Raw genomic sequence first — 14,824 nt, 5'->3', positions numbered from 1 at the left:
GGAATAGAGTTTCATGGGGATTATCGAGCGCATTCAGGCGCCCAAAACACGCACCGCCAAAAAAGCGGTCGAACTGCCATTGGGGCAGATATTGAAGATGGATTGCATCGAAGCGATGGCGTCACTACCCGATGCGTCAGTCGACATGGTCTTTGCCGATCCACCGTATAATCTGCAGCTTGGCGGTGATTTATACCGTCCCGAAGGTGGACAGGTGGATGCTGTGGATGATGCCTGGGACCATTTTGACAATTTTGCGGCTTATGACGCGTTCACTCGCGCCTGGCTGGCCGAAGCGCGCCGCATTCTCAAGCCCGATGGTTCGCTCTGGGTTATCGGTAGCTATCACAATATTTTCCGGGTTGGCGCTTCGCTGCAGGATCTCGGCTACTGGATCCTCAACGACATCATCTGGCGCAAGGCCAATCCGATGCCGAATTTCAAGGGAACGCGCTTCACCAATGCGCATGAGACCCTGATCTGGGCATCGAAGTCGGAGAAGGCGAAATATACGTTCAACTATCGGGCGATGAAAAATCTCAACGACGAATTGCAGATGCGCAGCGACTGGGTCATGCCGATTTGCGGCGGTCAGGAACGGCTGAAACGCAACGGCAGCAAGGCGCATCCGACGCAAAAGCCGGAAGCATTGCTCTACCGGATCATGCTGGCGACGACCAATCCCGGCGATGTCGTGCTCGATCCTTTCTTCGGCACCGGTACCACCGGAGCGGTCGCAAAGCGTTTGGGTCGCGAATGGATCGGGTGCGAGAAAGAGGACAGCTATTGCGAAGTTGCGGAACAGCGGATTGCCGAAGCATTGCCGCTCGATGAAAGCGCGCTCAAGACCATGCAGTCGCCCAAATCCAAGCCACGGGTTGCCTTTGGAACGCTGGTCGAAACCGGCTATCTGAAGCCCGGTGACGAATTGTGCAGCAAGAACCGCAAGTATAAAGTCAAAGTGCGGGCCGATGGTTCGGTGGTGTGGGATGGACAGGAAGGCTCGATCCACAAAATCGGAGCCACCGTGCAGGATGCGCCGAGCTGCAATGGCTGGACCTACTGGTATTACAAGGATGGCAAGGACCTGAAACCGATCGACAATCTGCGGCAGACCTATTTGCTCGCCACCGAACCCTGATAAGGGGGAAGGCATGGGACAATTGGAAGAATTGGAAGCATGTGGGGCGGATGCCAGGCTTTATCTGAAGCCTGTTGGACTGGTTGACTCTCCGCAATGGCACGATGGAAAAAATCAACGTTTAAACAATAGCTTAACTTGGTTTTCCCAGGTTGAATATCTGATTGTAGAAACGGGAAGGCCGAACCTCAGGGGCTTGGTAAACGTCACCCAGTGGCCGGAATGGTCAAAATCCCTTTCGGGGCCATTGGCGCAGCGGGCGGAGGAGCAATTTGCCAATCTGGTCCGCCATCACGAACCGCTGCAATGCGGAGAGCGTATCATCCGGTTCGACCAGCCGCATGTCATGGGCATATTGAATATCACGCCGGATAGTTTTTCCGACGGTGGCAAGCTTCAGGATGATCCGGAGAAGGCGGCCGAAGCGGGCCTCTCGATGGCGGTCGCCGGTGCGTCTATCCTCGATATCGGCGGGGAAAGCACCCGGCCCGGCGCGAACCCGGTATGGGAAGGCGACGAGATCAAGCGCGTGGTGCCGGTGATCGAAAGACTGGCCCATTGCGGCGCCGTACTATCGATCGACACGCGCAAGGCGGCGGTGATGGAAGCGGCGATTGCCGCCGGCGCGCATTTGATCAACGATGTTTCGGCCCTGTTGCACGACAAACGGTCGCTCGAAGTGGCCGGTGTTTCCGGCCGTCCGGTTGTGCTCATGCACGCGCCATCAAGTGGCAAAAACCCGCATAAAAGTGACGGATACGGCAATATCGTCACCGATACGCTCAATTGGCTCGAAAAAAGGATCGCCGACGTCGTCGCTGCGGGTTTCGAGCGGGAGAAGATCATCATCGATCCCGGTCTCGGCTTCGGCAAGTCGCTGGCCGACAATCTCGCCCTGATGAACAATATCGCGATGTTCCATGCATTGGGGCAGCCGCTGCTGATCGGTGCCAGTCGCAAGCGGATGATCGGGGCGTTGTCAAAGGAAGCGCCGGTCGACAAGCGCCTGGGTGGTTCGATCGCATTCGCCCATCACGCTGTCCAGCAGGGCGCGCAGATCGTCCGGGTGCACGATGTACCGGAAACGGTGCAGGCGCTGCAAATCTGGCGCGGTATGCGCGATGCTGGGGTTACCGCAACCGTTTAGACTAGACCGCGCAATATCCGGCAATCGGGCAGCGGCTTTGATTTTGTTGGATGCCTGCAATTGGGTGGGCAACGGTCATTCAAAGAGGAATTTTGCTTTATTCCTCTGCTACCGTATTATTATCGAATGGGCGCCAGCTGTGTATAAACAATCGGGGATCGGCCATACCGCCTCGCGAACCCCGGCTGAGCTCTGCTCTAATTTCTATCGGGCGATCGCGCGGGAGATTGAGACCATCGGCAAAACCGTTGACTAACGCGGTTCCACCCCAATCGAGTTTGAAGTGCAGTCCGTCAACACCTTCAGACAGCACGCCTGAATAAGTGGATAGTTCGGGACGGGTAGCGGGCGGCGAGATGCTGGCCGCTTCCTCGCGATCAAGTTCGCGCCAATCGTATATCTCGAGCAGTTCGTCGTCGTTGAACACAGCCTTGACCTCCACGAGCTGGCCCATCGGCACCCATCCGATCGTGTCATCCGGTACAACCGGGGCGTAGCGCGCGCCTTCGGTGGTTTCGAAGGTGACAGCGCGTCCGTCATGAATTTCAATCATCCGTCCGACAAAGGTCGCGAGAGGACTGACGTTGCGCAGAACCCAGCCTTCGACAGCATAAGTCCGGCCGTATTTTTTGAGCGGGCCGCGCAGATTGAAATCGGCGAGGCGGTTTTCGGCCGGTGCATCGCTTCCTTCACCAAGCTCGATATCGTAACTGCCATCAACCGTGTAAACTCTGGGGACGCCATCGTTGCGATCCAACACACCGACGACGTCGAACTGAGGAGGTTCGTATTCTGCAGAAAGGGAAGGTTCGCTTCCCACAAACCGAGGCGCTGTACTGGCCTGAGGCCGACCTCCCGCAAAGGCCGACGAGAATTCTTTAGAAAACGGACCAGCACTTTCCATTGCGAGCGATTGCAACTTTGCTGCCGCAGGCATAGCGCTGCGTTCGACGAAAAATTCTTCTTGCGAAGTGCGGAAGCCGCAGCGGGCGGCGCCGCTTTCGATGCAGGCCTTCGCAGTCTCTGTGGCGAAGAAGCCGTCACTGTCTTCCTTGAGGATATTGGCCGCGCTGAGCGCTAGCGCTGCAAGCGCGATCGTTGAACTCGTGGCCTGGTCGCGCAGAATGACCATAAGGCGGGTGCTGAAACTACCGCGTCCGAGATGGACGATTTCAATAGCTTCGAGCTCTCCCTCCGCAAATTGCGCTTCAATAAAGCGGACGAACTCGGTGCCCAGCGCAAGCGCCCGCTCTGCGCTGAGCCGACCGTTTGTCTCAATGAAAAGTTCGATCTCGGCGTCGGAAAAGGGCTGCATGGTCTCAATGTGAGCGAAAGTATCGCCACGGGCAAGGTTTTTCCTGACCCGCATTACTTATCTCGACGCCGCATTGGCGGGTGACCGGCCTTACCGTGACAGTGCGCCAATTCATTGCACCGCTTAGAATCAAATACCGGGCCGCTGCCCCATTGTTTCGCCGAGACGCACCGATCTCTCCGGTGCCCAGTCGGCTGAAAATGCGATGCTGTTCGGGCGGAACAGCATGACTACCGTAGAACCGAGCAGGAAACGTCCCATCTCCTCGCCCTTTTCGAGCGCGATATTCTGGTCGGCATAGGTCCACTGCCTAATCTTGTTCGCGGGCTTTGGCTTGACGAGGCCGTGCCAGACGGTTGCCATGCTGCCGACGATGGTCGCGCCGACCAGGACCATCGCGAATGGGCCATGCTCCGGTGATTCAAACACGCATATTACCCGCTCGTTGCGGGCGAAAAGATTGGGCACGCCGCGCGCCGTGGCGGGGTTAACGGAAAAAAGCGCGCCCGGCACGTAGCTCATGCTCTTAAGCCTGCCGTCACAAGGCATATGGATGCGATGATAATCCCTGGGCGACAGATAGACATTGGCAAAGCTGCCGTTCCGAAATTCTGCTGCCAGCGCTGTATCGCCGCCCAGCAACGCGGTTGTCGTAAACAGATGGCCCTTTGCCTGCACGATATGGTGGTCATCGATCGCCCCAAGCTGACTGATCGCGCCATCCACCGGGCAGGCGAAATCCGCTTTTGTTATCGGTCGCGCGCCAGCTTTAAGCGGGCGGGTGAAGAAGGCGTTGAAGCTGTTATAGCTGGCGATGTCCGGATTTCCGGCCTCGCTCATATCGACCACATATTTTCCAACAAACCAGCGTATCAGCCGGGTCGTCCGCGCGCCTCGTTCCGCCTCGGCAATGCGGCCTGCAAAGCTGGTAAGGCCCCGCTTCGGCAGGATGTACTGGGACGCGACTTTCAAACGTTCGAACAATTTTTCACCCGCATCAATCGCTCAATCGGCCAGTTCGACCTGCCGGACATCGTAGCCGGACTTGTTGAGCTCGGCGATCAGGCCTTCCAGCTGTTCGCGGTCCTTGGCTTCGCATTCGATATCGGTGATCAGTCCCTTGGCCGGCAGGTTGGTGAACACCCGCTGGTGATAGACTTCGATGATATTGACTTCATGCTCGGCAAATTGCTTCACGACATTGTAGAGCGCGCCGGGCTGGTCGCGCAGATGCAGGCGGAGGCGCGCGAGACGGCCCGAGCGGGCGAGATCGCGCAGCAGGACGTTGGCCAGCAGGCGGGTGTCGATATTGCCACCGCACAGGACCAGGCCGACTTTCTCGCCCCTGAATTTATCCTTGTTGCTCAGCAACGCGGCAAGACCGGCAGCGCCGGCGCCCTCGACGACTGTCTTTTCGATCTGCAGCAGCAGGCTGACCGCGCCTTCGAGCTGCGCTTCGCTGACCAGCAGAATCTCGTCGACATATTTGCGGATGATCCCGGCGGTGAATTCGGACGGATTGCGTACGGCGATGCCCTCGGCCAGCGTGTCGCCGCCGGCGGAGACAGTCTTGCCGGTCAGCTTGCCATACATGCTGGGATAGAGCGCGGCCTGCACGCCGGTCATCTTGATCCCCGGTTTGATCGCAGCCGCTGCGGTTGCCATGCCGGAAAATAATCCACCGCCACCGATCGGTATGATCAGCCGGTCGAGATCGGGCACGGCTGCGAGCATCTCGATAGCCACCGTACCCTGACCGGCCGCAACATGCGGATCATCAAAGGCGTGGATATAGGTAAGACCGCGCTGTTCGGCGAGGAGCAGCGCATGCGCATAAGCTTCATCATAATTGCCACCGAAGATGACGATTTCAGCGCCATGGCCGCGGGTCTGCTCGACCTTCACCATAGGGGTGGTGCCGGGCATGACGATTGTGGCCGGAATATCAAGATTTTTGGCGTTATAGGCGAGGCCCTGCGCATGATTGCCGGCGGAAGCGGCAATAACGCCGGCCTTGCGTTTGCTCTCGTCCATCAGCAGCAGAGCATTGAGCGCGCCGCGTTCCTTATAGGCTGCGGTAAATTGCAAATTCTCGAATTTGAGAAAAACTTCCGCTCCGCTGAGTTCTGACAGGGTGATGCTTTTCAGCGTCGGGGTGTGGACGATCCGGCCGGTGATCCGGTCGTGTGCGGCCTTCACGTCATCATAGTCGAAGGAGGGAAGGGTGGATGTCTGGTTATCGTTCATATCGTTTGTGCCCCTAACGCATCTGGTCATCAAGGGAAACAATGATTATGGCCGTTCAACTGGTTAGGGAAATCTATGGCGAATATAGCATTTATCGGGATTGGCGTGATGGGTGGGCCCATTGCAGGACATCTGGCGAAGGCGGGGCACGAACTTACCGTATATAACCGGACACGATCGAAGGCCGAAGACTGGGTGACGGAACATGGCGGGTTTGTTGCCGAAAATCCCGCCAAGGCGGCAAAAGACAAGACGATCGTAATCACCTGCGTCGGCAATGATGACGATCTGGCCTCTGTCACGATGGGGCGAGACGGCGCTTTTTCTACGATGGCGCCGGGAGCATTATTCATCGATCACACCACTGTATCCGCGCGGATTGCGCGACAATTGTCGGTCGAGGCGGAAGGCCGCGACATCGACGTTGTCGATGCTCCGGTCTCCGGTGGTCAGGCCGGGGCGGAAAACGGTACATTGTCGATCATGTGCGGCGGCAGCGAAAAGGCCTTTGCCGCGGCCGAACAGATCATGTCCGCTTATGCCGGGCGCATCGTCCATGTTGGGCAATGCGGTGCCGGGCAGACCACCAAGATGTGCAATCAAATTGCGATTGCCGGAGTATTGGAAGGTCTGTCGGAAGCGCTGCGCTTTGCCCAGGCCAGCCAGCTGGATCTGGACAAAGTCCACGAGGCGATCTCGGGCGGTGCGGCGCAAAGCTGGCAGATGGACAACCGCTGGGCGACGATGGCGCAGGATAAATTTGATTTCGGCTTTGCCGTCGACTGGATGCGCAAGGATTTGGGGCTGGCTATTGAAGAGGCCCGGACCAATGGTGCAACCCTTCCGGTGGCTGCGCTGGTCGACCAGTTTTATGCAGAAGTGCAAGCTGCAGGTGGCGGACGCAATGACACGAGTTCATTGGTCTCGCGTCTTCCGAAAAGAAAATAATCAAAGGTGGGCTATATGGTTTGTTGGACGAAAAATCGTAGCGTTGCTCTGACCGCCATCACCATGGCCTTGTTGTCCACGTCTTTTGCGGCGCGTGCCGATAGTCTCATCGAGAATGTCAACGGGATGACGCTGGACAGCGAAGGCAAGGTCATCCGCTTTGCCGCGATGGTGGTTGATGATGACGGCAGGGTTAAAAAATTGCTGGACCGGCGGGACAAACGACCGAAGGATGTCGATTTCCAGTTTGACGGCAAGGGCAAGACGCTCATTCCGGGATTTTTTGACGCCCATGGGCACGTCATGGAAATGGGCTTTGCAGCGCTGACGCTGGACCTGTCCGACACCCGAACGCTGGCCGAGGCGCTCGCAAAAATCGCACAATATGCTGCGGATAATCCGAACCGGCCATGGATACTCGGCAACGGCTGGAATCAGGAAACATGGGGGCTGGGCCGTTTCCCAACCGCTGCGGAAATTGATGCCGTGGTTCCGGATCGTCCGGTATATCTTGCGCGGGTGGACGGTCATGCGGTCTGGGTCAATGGCGCGGCGATGACCGCGGCTGGAATTTCGGCAGCGACCAAGTCACCGAGCGGTGGAACCATCGAGAAAGTTGGTGGCAAGCCGACCGGTATTTTTGTCGATGCTGCTATCGGTCTGTTCGAGCAGGCAATTCCGGTGCCGAGACCGGTGGAAAGAGATATCGCGCTGAGCAAGGCGCAGGAAATATTGTTAGCTAACGGGGTCACGTCTATTGCCGATATGGGCACTTCGATGGACGATTGGCAAAGCTTTCGCAGGGCGGGAGACAAGGGGCAGTTGAAAATCCGGATTGTTTCCTATGCCTCGGGGATTGACGAAATGATCGCCATCGGCGGCCCTGGTCCATCACCATGGCTGTATGATGATCGTCTCAAGCTGGCCGGCGTGAAGCTTTATATCGACGGTGCGTTGGGATCGCGCGGGGCGCTGCTGAAGCGGCCCTATGCCGACAAATCTGGTGAAAGCGGACTGGCCATGTTGTCTCCGGCGCAGCTCAAGAACAAGATGAGCCGGGCGGCCATGGACGGATTTCAGATTGCGGTGCATGCGATTGGAGACAAGGCGAATGATGAAGCCCTTTCTGCGGTCGAGGAATTGCGGGAGACCTATAAAGGGGATCGTCGATGGCGGGTGGAGCATGCCCAGATTATCGATCCTGCCGACCTCAACCGCTTTGCGGCATCCGGAATCATTGCGTCAATGCAACCGGTGCACCAGACGTCCGACCGGCTAATGGCAGAGGCTCGCCTTGGTCCGGACCGTTTGCGAGGGGCCTATGCTTGGAAATCCATGCTGGATTCGGGTGCAAAAGTTGCGTTCGGCACCGATGTTCCGGTCGAATCGTCCAATCCCTTTGCCGGGCTTAGCACTGCCGTTACCCGTGAAGATGCTGACGGGCAGCCATTTGGCGGATGGATGCCAGAGGAACGGCTCAACCGCGAGCAAGCCTGGCAGGCTTATACCAATGGAGCAGCTTACGCTGCTTTTGCCGAAGATCGTCTCGGTAGTCTCGAGCCCGGAAAAAGAGCGGATTTCCTGATTATTGACGGGGATATCCTTCTCGCTACACCCTCGCAAATCCGGAATGTGCAAGTTCTCCAGACCTGGCTCGCGGGCCGCCCGGTGTTTGTTCAACAGCCATAAAACTCGGTTAAATGGCTCGAAAATAAGGCAAGATGAGAATTTAAATTGGCTTGGCAGTTGTAAACTAAGATGATTTGGGTTAAGCTTATCCAGCAGAAAAGACGGATGTAATGAAGATTTTCCGCAAGACGCAAGGGTATATGAAAGATTGGTCGTCGAGCTTTCAGCCTTTGTAAATTGAATAATTGGAGTGTAATTATGAATTTTGGTAAACTGGCTGCTGGCGTTGCCGCAGTGTCTTTGATCGCGGCTCCTGTCGCGGCTCAAGCTGCAAATAGCGTAGCACCTGCTGTTGAGCGTATCGGTGGCGTTTCTTCTTCGGAAGAAAAGCTTGAAGGTAGCAATGGCATTCTGATTGCTGTTCTGGCAGCAGCAGCGGTTATCGCTGGCATCATCATCATCGCTGACGATGATGACGATCCAACAAGCCCCTGAGCTTTGACGAAACTAATTTGAAAACGGGGCGATTTTCGCCCCGTTTTTTTATAAATATGGCCTGGCCGTGCCAATATGGAAATACGTGGTAAATCACCTTTTCATTTAGTTCCCTGCATTGCATATTGCCTCTGTTGATTCTTGAAAATGTAACAAAAGGCTGGCCTTGTGACTGCACCCGTTCGCTTCCCGCGATTTTTTGTAACCAATCCCAGCCCGTGCCCTTATTTGCCGGGCAAAAGCGAACGCAAGGTCTTTACCGAACTCAACGGCCCGCATACCGAAGAATTAAATGATGCGCTCGGCCGGATCGGTTTCCGGCGGAGCCAGAATGTAGCCTATCGCCCCAGCTGTCTGGATTGCAAGGCCTGCGTCTCGGTTCGCGTTCTCGCTGACGAATTTCGCCCCAACGGAACGCAGAGAAAGCTCATTCGGCGCAATCAGGATCTGGTTGTCGAAGCCTGCGAGCCATGGGCGACAGAAGAACAATATCAACTGCTTCGCGATTATCTCGCCAAACGCCATCCCGGCGGCGGCATGGCTGAAATGGACGAGATGGACTATTCCGACATGGTCGAGCAATCGCCGGTCAAAAGCTTTGTGATTGAATATCGGGAGCCGACGCAGGACGGTAGCAAGGGGCGTCTGGTCGGCGCCTGTCTGACCGATCAGCAAGGCGATGGTCTGTCGATGATCTACAGCTTTTTCGATGCCGAGCATGGCGAACGGACCGGTCTGGGCAATTATATCATCATGGATCATATTATGCGCTCAAAGGCCGCCGGACTGCCCTATGTCTATCTGGGCTACTGGGTCGATGGATCGCCGCAGATGGAATATAAAGTCAGATATAGGCCGATAGAACAGCTTGGTCCGGACGGTTGGCAAAGATATGAACCAACCGGGCAGCTCAAGACTAAATCTCCAGTCTGACAGAATTTTCCATAAACCAAACGAAAAAAGCCTGCTGACCAAATGGGGTCAGCAGGCTTTTCTCATCTGTGATATTGTCAGTCGTACATGCAGCGTGATTGCTGGCAGCCCTTTAACGGCGCAGCTTTCGGTGCCGGTTTCCAGACTTTTTTCGCGGCCGGTTTCCACTGCTTCTTGTAGGTCGGCTTGGAATAGACGACTTCCTCTTCGATATAGGTCGTTGTCGTGGTGGTCGTAACCGGGGCGGATTGGATGACAATCGTGGTCACCACGGGTTGTGCCTGCGGATAATAATAAGTCGGAGCATATTGACCGTTCCAGCCGCTGGGATAGGCCGGATAGGTCTGCGGCGGTTGTGGTCGATGATGGTGGACCGGCGGGTGCGCAGGATATCGCGCCATATCCCGCTGGTCATAACCGTGTTGCTTGAGCAATTTGCGGCAACGATCGCTTCCCTGATCGATTGCCGCTCCGGCAACCGCGCCAAGGCTGCCGCCAATTAATGATCCACCCAAACGGTTTCCGCTGCCCGCAATACGGTTGCCGGCAAAGGCGCCAATCGCACCGCCGACAATGGCGCCGCCAATGCCGCTGCTTTTCTTGCACTGCTCGAGATAGGCCAGTTCTTCGGAGCGTTCCTGCTCAACTCTGCGATCATTCGGATAGGGAGCATAATGTTCGGGACGGGAATCCTGATCCGCGCGTGCGCCCCAATGGGGAGCCATATTCGCATCGCCGATAAATGTGCCGGAATATTCGCCCTGATAGACCCGGCCCTCGGCATCACGGTAGGTGCCTTGCCAGTCGCCCTGATAACTGCCATCTTCGCGATAGGCACCTTCCCATTCACCCTGATAGGTCGAAGGGTTGCTATTGTAGGCGGAAGGAGTGGACAGGACGCGATCATCGCCGGTGAAGACGCCGGGATCATAGGTCGCCTGACCATCGCGATAGCCGTCATGATAGCCCTGATTATAGCGATCCCAATCGACATTGTAGCGGGCATCCTGAACAACACCATAGCGGTCGGTCAGAACGGCATCGTCATAATAGCGTGACCAGCCGTAGCCGAAGCTCGGCTGGCTCAATCCGTAATAGCCGAAGTTGCCGATGAAATAGCTGGGTTGGATATAGGTCCGGGGCAGACGGAAACCGCGATGTGGCCTGCGATAGCCGTTGCCATAACCGACTCGGCCCTGGCGAACAAAGCTGCCGACATTGTGACGGGTTTTCATCTGGCCCGTATGTCTCGTGCGAGGCATGGATCGGGTTCCTTCGGCCGGGCTTGCCAGCGCCGTTGAGGAAGCGAAGGAAAGATCGATCAATGGTTGCGCAACAGCATCGGAGGGCGAGTCGATAGCGGCATTGGCCGATCCCGATGCGATTGCCAAAACACCCGCAACGCCTGCAAATAAAAGGGTCTTCATGGTTAACAACTCCCTAGTTTCGGTCATGCGCCAAGCACGGCCGATCGAATTCTGGTTAACGATCATTTACCATTTTTCGTGGGCTTTGGCCATTAGGGGCTTGTAAAATAGAGTAGATTTCCGGCGTTGTATCGAAATGGGGCATATTGGTTAGCGTGCGCTTAACCAAGACTGTTGGCAATTGCCCCGATCAGTTTGACCATTCCGGCCTCATCATCCGCATCAAAACGGTCGGGCAGTGGGCTGTCGAGGTCGAGCACAGCAATCACCGAACCGTTGTTCCATATCGGTACGACGAGCTCGCTGCGGCTGTCGGCATCGCAGGCGATATGGCCGGGAAAGGCGTCGACATCCGCCACCCGTTGCGCAAGGCCGGACGCGGCGGCGGTGCCGCATACGCCAGATCCGATCGCGATCCTGATGCAGGCGACCTTGCCCTGAAACGGACCAAGTACCAGCTCTCCATCCACCACCCGATAAAAGCCGGCCCAGTTGAGGTTCGGCATATATTGCCAGATCAATGCCGCGACATTGGCCATATTGGCAATCGCATCCGGTTCCCCGTTCACCACGGCGGCAGCAGATGACGTCAGATCGGCATAAAATTCTGCTGGCGGTTGGTCCTTGTCGATGGCGATGTCGAACATGGCTGTGCTTCCTGCCTTTCCGGCTAGTCTTCTGTTTCCGCTTTTTTTACCGGATCATATTTTGCAAACCAGCCCATGATATTGTCGACCTTGGCGATCAGCTGGCTGGGCCTGCGGGCAATCAGATGGGATGCTTCGGGCACCCTTACCAGTACGGTGTCGATGTTCTGCAGTTTCAATGCGGTATAGAATTGTTCTGCTTCCCAAGCGGGGGTGCGCCAGTCGGCTTCTCCCACCATCACCATGGTCGGGGTGGTGACATTGTTGACGATAGAGAGAGGCGAACGACGCCAATATTCCTCCGGTTGTTCCCATGGCTGGGCGCGGAACCAGTGCCGACTGACGAAGCGGGCGATATCCCCGGCAAGCGCCATGCTGGTCCAGTTGATCACCGGTTTGACGGATGCGGCTGCGGCAAAGCGGTCGGTCTTGCCGACCGCCCAGGCGGTCAGAACCCCTCCGCCCGATCCGCCGGTAATGAACAACCGGTCCTTGTTGACATAATTTTTGGCCAGAAGAGCATCGACCACGCTCATCAGATCGTCATGATCATGCCCCGGGTAATCTAGGTCAATCAGCTGTGCAAAGGCCTCTCCATAGCCGGTCGAGCCTCTTGGATTGGCGTAGACCGTAACATAGCCTTCCGCCGCATAGCGTTGTATTTCCGCACCAAAATAGGGGCCGTACATCGTGTTGGGGCCACCGTGAATCTCCAATATCATGGGAAAGGATCCATCGGGCCGAAAACCCGGGGGCAGGGCGACCCAGGCTTCAATTTCCCTGCCGTCATGGGAGGATGAAACCTTTATCTCTTCAATTCTGGCGAGATCCAGATGACCCAGCGCGTCTTCGTTCAGCCGGGTTAGCTGACGGCCATTGCCGCTACCGCGGGTCAAAGCAACTTCGGCAGGCCGGTTGGTGCTGCCCTTGGTATAGGCGATTATCGGTGAACTCCCGCCCGCTTTGCTGGCGACCGAAAAACTGCCGTCCGCATAAGGGCGACCGAGCGATGTGCCGCCGATGTCTTGAACCAGATTGCGGACATTACCCGCCAGATCGATGGATACCAGCGTCAATATGCCATCAACTTCGGCCTGGCCGATCAGCGCCTTGCTATCGGGTCGCCATGCGATGTTATCTATCGACCGGTCAAAATTGATGGTAAGGTTCTTCACGCCGCTGCCATCGGCCGCCATCAGATAGACGTCAGTCTGCTGGTAGGATTTCTGTTTGTCGTCAAAACCAAGATAAGCGATACGAGAGCCATTGGGGGCGACTTTCGGTGCGAAGTCCGGACCGTCCCGCTGGGTCAGGGGAGTTATTGCCTGGCTGGAGAGATCGACGCGATAGATTTCACTTTCTATCGGATCAAGATCCGCATCCTCGCTTTCGTTGCCGGTCACGAGGAGCGCGCCATTGCCGATCCATTGCGGGGAATCAAAACCATTACTGCCCTGGGTGACCTGCTGCGGTGTTCCGCCCTCGGTGCTCAGGGTGAAAATCTGGGTCTTTCCTTTCGGCAAATAGCCTGCGCCATCGAACCGGAAAACCAGATCATCAACAATTCTAACCGGTTTGGCCCATTCGGCCCCCTCGGGGCTCTTGGGAGGCTTTGCAAAATTCGCGGGTTCGTCGGGAACAAGCATGGAAAAGGCGATTGTCTTTCCGTCGGGTGACCAGACCGGCGCGCCGGGACCATGTTCGAGCTGTGCCAGCGAAAAGCTGTCGCCGCTGTCCTGATAGCGCAGACGCAGATCCGGTTTGCCTTTGGTCGTGGTCAGGTAAATCACCCGGTCGCCGCTGGGGGACCAGCGGACCGACGAACTGGAACCTTGCCCGCTGACCAGTGGACGTTGGCTGCCGCTGCGGGTGTCGATCATCCACAGGTCACTCACCACCTGATCGGCGAATTTGTCCATCGATTTTCGGGCATAGATGATAGTGGAACCGTCCGGCGAAATGCGCGGATCATCGGCATATTCCAGATCGAACACGCGTTCAGCCGTAAACCGGCGCACGTCATTGCTTTCGCTGGCGAAGGCCGCGGTCGCAAGGGACGGCAGGCAACAGAATGCGAGTAAATAGCGCGTTTTCATCGATATTCCCTTTTTTGGCATGATTTCTTATGCGGAAATGCGGGGCTTTGCCAACAGTAAATCAGGCAGTCGGTCGGGCTGGCAAACAGGCCCGTGGTCGCGGTCATCTAGTCCAGCCCCGGCTTTCCTCGTGTCTTCTTGATCGAGGATTTCTTCTTTTTGGATTCAACCCGACGGGCTTTGGCGGCCCTGCTCGGTCGGGTCTTGATCCTGCGGGCGTCGCGCTGATAGGCCTCTTTGATCATCTCCGCCACGCGCCGCCGTGCTTCGGCCCGGTTGGCCTCACGGGTCCGATATTCGCGAACGGTAAATACCAGTTCCCCGCCGGTCGTCATTTTTCGGCCCGCCAGATTTTTCAATTTCCGGAAAGCATAAGGCTCGAGCCTGAGCGCATAGATGTTAACGCGAATTTGTACCGCAGTGGCCACCTTGTTAACATTTTGTCCCCCGGGTCCGCTGGCAGCCAGGAATGTCTCGGTGATCGCGCTTTCGGGAATATCAACCATTCATGATGTCTAGCGGCATGCGTGTCCGCACAACAGAGCTTGTTAAGAAAGATTGGTTTTTGTCGGGTAAAATCGGATCCATTGTCGGCATTTCCGGGTAAAATCGGGTCCATTTGGGACAAAATCACATTGTTTCGGATCGAAATCAGCAAAAAGTTAATTTTTTTTGGGTGGAGTCAGGAGTCCTGAAACGACTCGTTTCTGCGGGTTTCAGAGTCATATGACTCCCCGCGACTCCTGTTGAATCCTGCCTTAGGGAAAAATTAACCTTTTACGTTCATTGATCTTATGGT

Annotated in this window: 13 protein-coding genes; 6 read left to right on the top strand and 7 right to left on the bottom strand. The window is 56.4% G+C overall.

Annotated elements, in window-relative coordinates:
* The first annotated feature begins 13 nt into the window (after positions 1-13).
* Together ACN0VD_RS01230 and folP are read left to right on the top strand one after the other, a co-directional pair.
* Positions 14-1,141: a site-specific DNA-methyltransferase gene (locus tag ACN0VD_RS01230; RefSeq protein WP_417590751.1), complete on the top strand. Its 1,128-nt coding sequence runs from the start codon at positions 14-16 to the stop codon at positions 1,139-1,141.
* A 13-nt stretch (positions 1,142-1,154) separates the two neighbouring features.
* Positions 1,155-2,288 (top strand): dihydropteroate synthase, encoded by a 1,134-nt coding sequence (gene folP, locus ACN0VD_RS01225; RefSeq protein ID WP_417590749.1) that lies wholly within the window; start codon positions 1,155-1,157, stop codon positions 2,286-2,288.
* Positions 2,289-2,385: 97 nt separating this feature from the next.
* Here folP and ACN0VD_RS01220 read toward each other — a convergent pair whose 3' ends face one another.
* The 3 genes from ACN0VD_RS01220 to ACN0VD_RS01210 all read right to left on the bottom strand — a co-directional run bounded on the left by ACN0VD_RS01220 (position 2,386) and on the right by ACN0VD_RS01210 (position 5,850).
* Complete coding sequence (locus ACN0VD_RS01220; RefSeq protein WP_417590747.1) at positions 2,386-3,657, bottom strand: hypothetical protein; 1,272 nt, start codon at positions 3,655-3,657, stop codon at positions 2,386-2,388.
* A 75-nt stretch (positions 3,658-3,732) separates the two neighbouring features.
* On the bottom strand, positions 3,733-4,587 hold the full coding sequence (asd, locus tag ACN0VD_RS01215) for an archaetidylserine decarboxylase (protein WP_417590745.1): 855 nt from the start codon (positions 4,585-4,587) through the stop codon (positions 3,733-3,735).
* Positions 4,588-4,608: 21 nt separating this feature from the next.
* The gene (locus tag ACN0VD_RS01210) at positions 4,609-5,850 is read right to left on the bottom strand and encodes a threonine ammonia-lyase (protein ID WP_417590743.1); all 1,242 of its coding nucleotides are present in this window, start codon (positions 5,848-5,850) and stop codon (positions 4,609-4,611) included.
* A 75-nt stretch (positions 5,851-5,925) separates the two neighbouring features.
* Here ACN0VD_RS01210 and ACN0VD_RS01205 point away from each other — a divergent pair, with 75 nt between their 5' ends.
* The 4 genes from ACN0VD_RS01205 (at position 5,926) to ACN0VD_RS01190 (ending at position 9,855) form a co-directional block, all read left to right on the top strand.
* On the top strand, positions 5,926-6,798 hold the full coding sequence (locus ACN0VD_RS01205; protein WP_417590741.1) for an NAD(P)-dependent oxidoreductase: 873 nt from the start codon (positions 5,926-5,928) through the stop codon (positions 6,796-6,798).
* Positions 6,799-6,813: 15 nt separating this feature from the next.
* Positions 6,814-8,487, top strand: coding sequence for an amidohydrolase (locus tag ACN0VD_RS01200; RefSeq protein ID WP_417590739.1), 1,674 nt, complete (start codon positions 6,814-6,816; stop codon positions 8,485-8,487).
* A 198-nt stretch (positions 8,488-8,685) separates the two neighbouring features.
* On the top strand, positions 8,686-8,922 hold the full coding sequence (locus ACN0VD_RS01195; protein WP_417590737.1) for a hypothetical protein: 237 nt from the start codon (positions 8,686-8,688) through the stop codon (positions 8,920-8,922).
* A gap of 168 nt (positions 8,923-9,090) precedes the next feature.
* Entirely contained in the window at positions 9,091-9,855 is a 765-nt protein-coding gene (locus tag ACN0VD_RS01190; RefSeq protein WP_417590735.1) for an arginyltransferase, read from the top strand.
* 77 nt (positions 9,856-9,932) lie between these two features.
* On the opposite strand, the gene ACN0VD_RS01185 is transcribed toward ACN0VD_RS01190, so the two are convergent.
* The 4 genes from ACN0VD_RS01185 to arfB all read right to left on the bottom strand — a co-directional run bounded on the left by ACN0VD_RS01185 (position 9,933) and on the right by arfB (position 14,531).
* Complete coding sequence (locus tag ACN0VD_RS01185; protein ID WP_417590733.1) at positions 9,933-11,282, bottom strand: RcnB family protein; 1,350 nt, start codon at positions 11,280-11,282, stop codon at positions 9,933-9,935.
* Between the two features lie 161 nt (positions 11,283-11,443).
* Complete coding sequence (locus ACN0VD_RS01180; protein WP_417590731.1) at positions 11,444-11,929, bottom strand: GAF domain-containing protein; 486 nt, start codon at positions 11,927-11,929, stop codon at positions 11,444-11,446.
* 23 nt (positions 11,930-11,952) lie between these two features.
* The gene (locus ACN0VD_RS01175; RefSeq protein ID WP_417590729.1) at positions 11,953-14,025 is read right to left on the bottom strand and encodes a S9 family peptidase; all 2,073 of its coding nucleotides are present in this window, start codon (positions 14,023-14,025) and stop codon (positions 11,953-11,955) included.
* 107 nt (positions 14,026-14,132) lie between these two features.
* Entirely contained in the window at positions 14,133-14,531 is a 399-nt protein-coding gene (arfB, locus tag ACN0VD_RS01170) for an alternative ribosome rescue aminoacyl-tRNA hydrolase ArfB (RefSeq protein WP_417590727.1), read from the bottom strand.
* Positions 14,532-14,824: the final 293 nt, after the last annotated feature.

The organism is Parasphingorhabdus sp. (assembly GCF_048267785.1).
In the GTDB taxonomy this organism is placed as follows: domain Bacteria; phylum Pseudomonadota; class Alphaproteobacteria; order Sphingomonadales; family Sphingomonadaceae; genus Parasphingorhabdus.
This window is presented reverse-complemented; position numbering and strand designations above follow the sequence as displayed.

Excerpts from the sequence above, each read along its gene's own strand:
- arfB (WP_417590727.1), bottom strand. The coding sequence starts at position 14,531 with ATGGTTGATATTCCCGAAAGCGCGATCACCGAGACATTCCTGGCTGCC.
- ACN0VD_RS01205 (WP_417590741.1), top strand. The coding sequence starts at position 5,926 with ATGGCGAATATAGCATTTATCGGGATTGGCGTGATGGGTGGGCCCATT.
- ACN0VD_RS01210 (WP_417590743.1), bottom strand. The coding sequence starts at position 5,850 with ATGAACGATAACCAGACATCCACCCTTCCCTCCTTCGACTATGATGAC.
- folP (WP_417590749.1), top strand. The coding sequence starts at position 1,155 with ATGGGACAATTGGAAGAATTGGAAGCATGTGGGGCGGATGCCAGGCTT.
- ACN0VD_RS01175 (WP_417590729.1), bottom strand. The coding sequence starts at position 14,025 with ATGAAAACGCGCTATTTACTCGCATTCTGTTGCCTGCCGTCCCTTGCG.
- ACN0VD_RS01200 (WP_417590739.1), top strand. The coding sequence starts at position 6,814 with ATGGTTTGTTGGACGAAAAATCGTAGCGTTGCTCTGACCGCCATCACC.
- ACN0VD_RS01180 (WP_417590731.1), bottom strand. The coding sequence starts at position 11,929 with ATGTTCGACATCGCCATCGACAAGGACCAACCGCCAGCAGAATTTTAT.
- ACN0VD_RS01195 (WP_417590737.1), top strand. The coding sequence starts at position 8,686 with ATGAATTTTGGTAAACTGGCTGCTGGCGTTGCCGCAGTGTCTTTGATC.
- ACN0VD_RS01230 (WP_417590751.1), top strand. The coding sequence starts at position 14 with ATGGGGATTATCGAGCGCATTCAGGCGCCCAAAACACGCACCGCCAAA.
- ACN0VD_RS01220 (WP_417590747.1), bottom strand. The coding sequence starts at position 3,657 with ATGCGGGTCAGGAAAAACCTTGCCCGTGGCGATACTTTCGCTCACATT.
- ACN0VD_RS01185 (WP_417590733.1), bottom strand. The coding sequence starts at position 11,282 with ATGAAGACCCTTTTATTTGCAGGCGTTGCGGGTGTTTTGGCAATCGCA.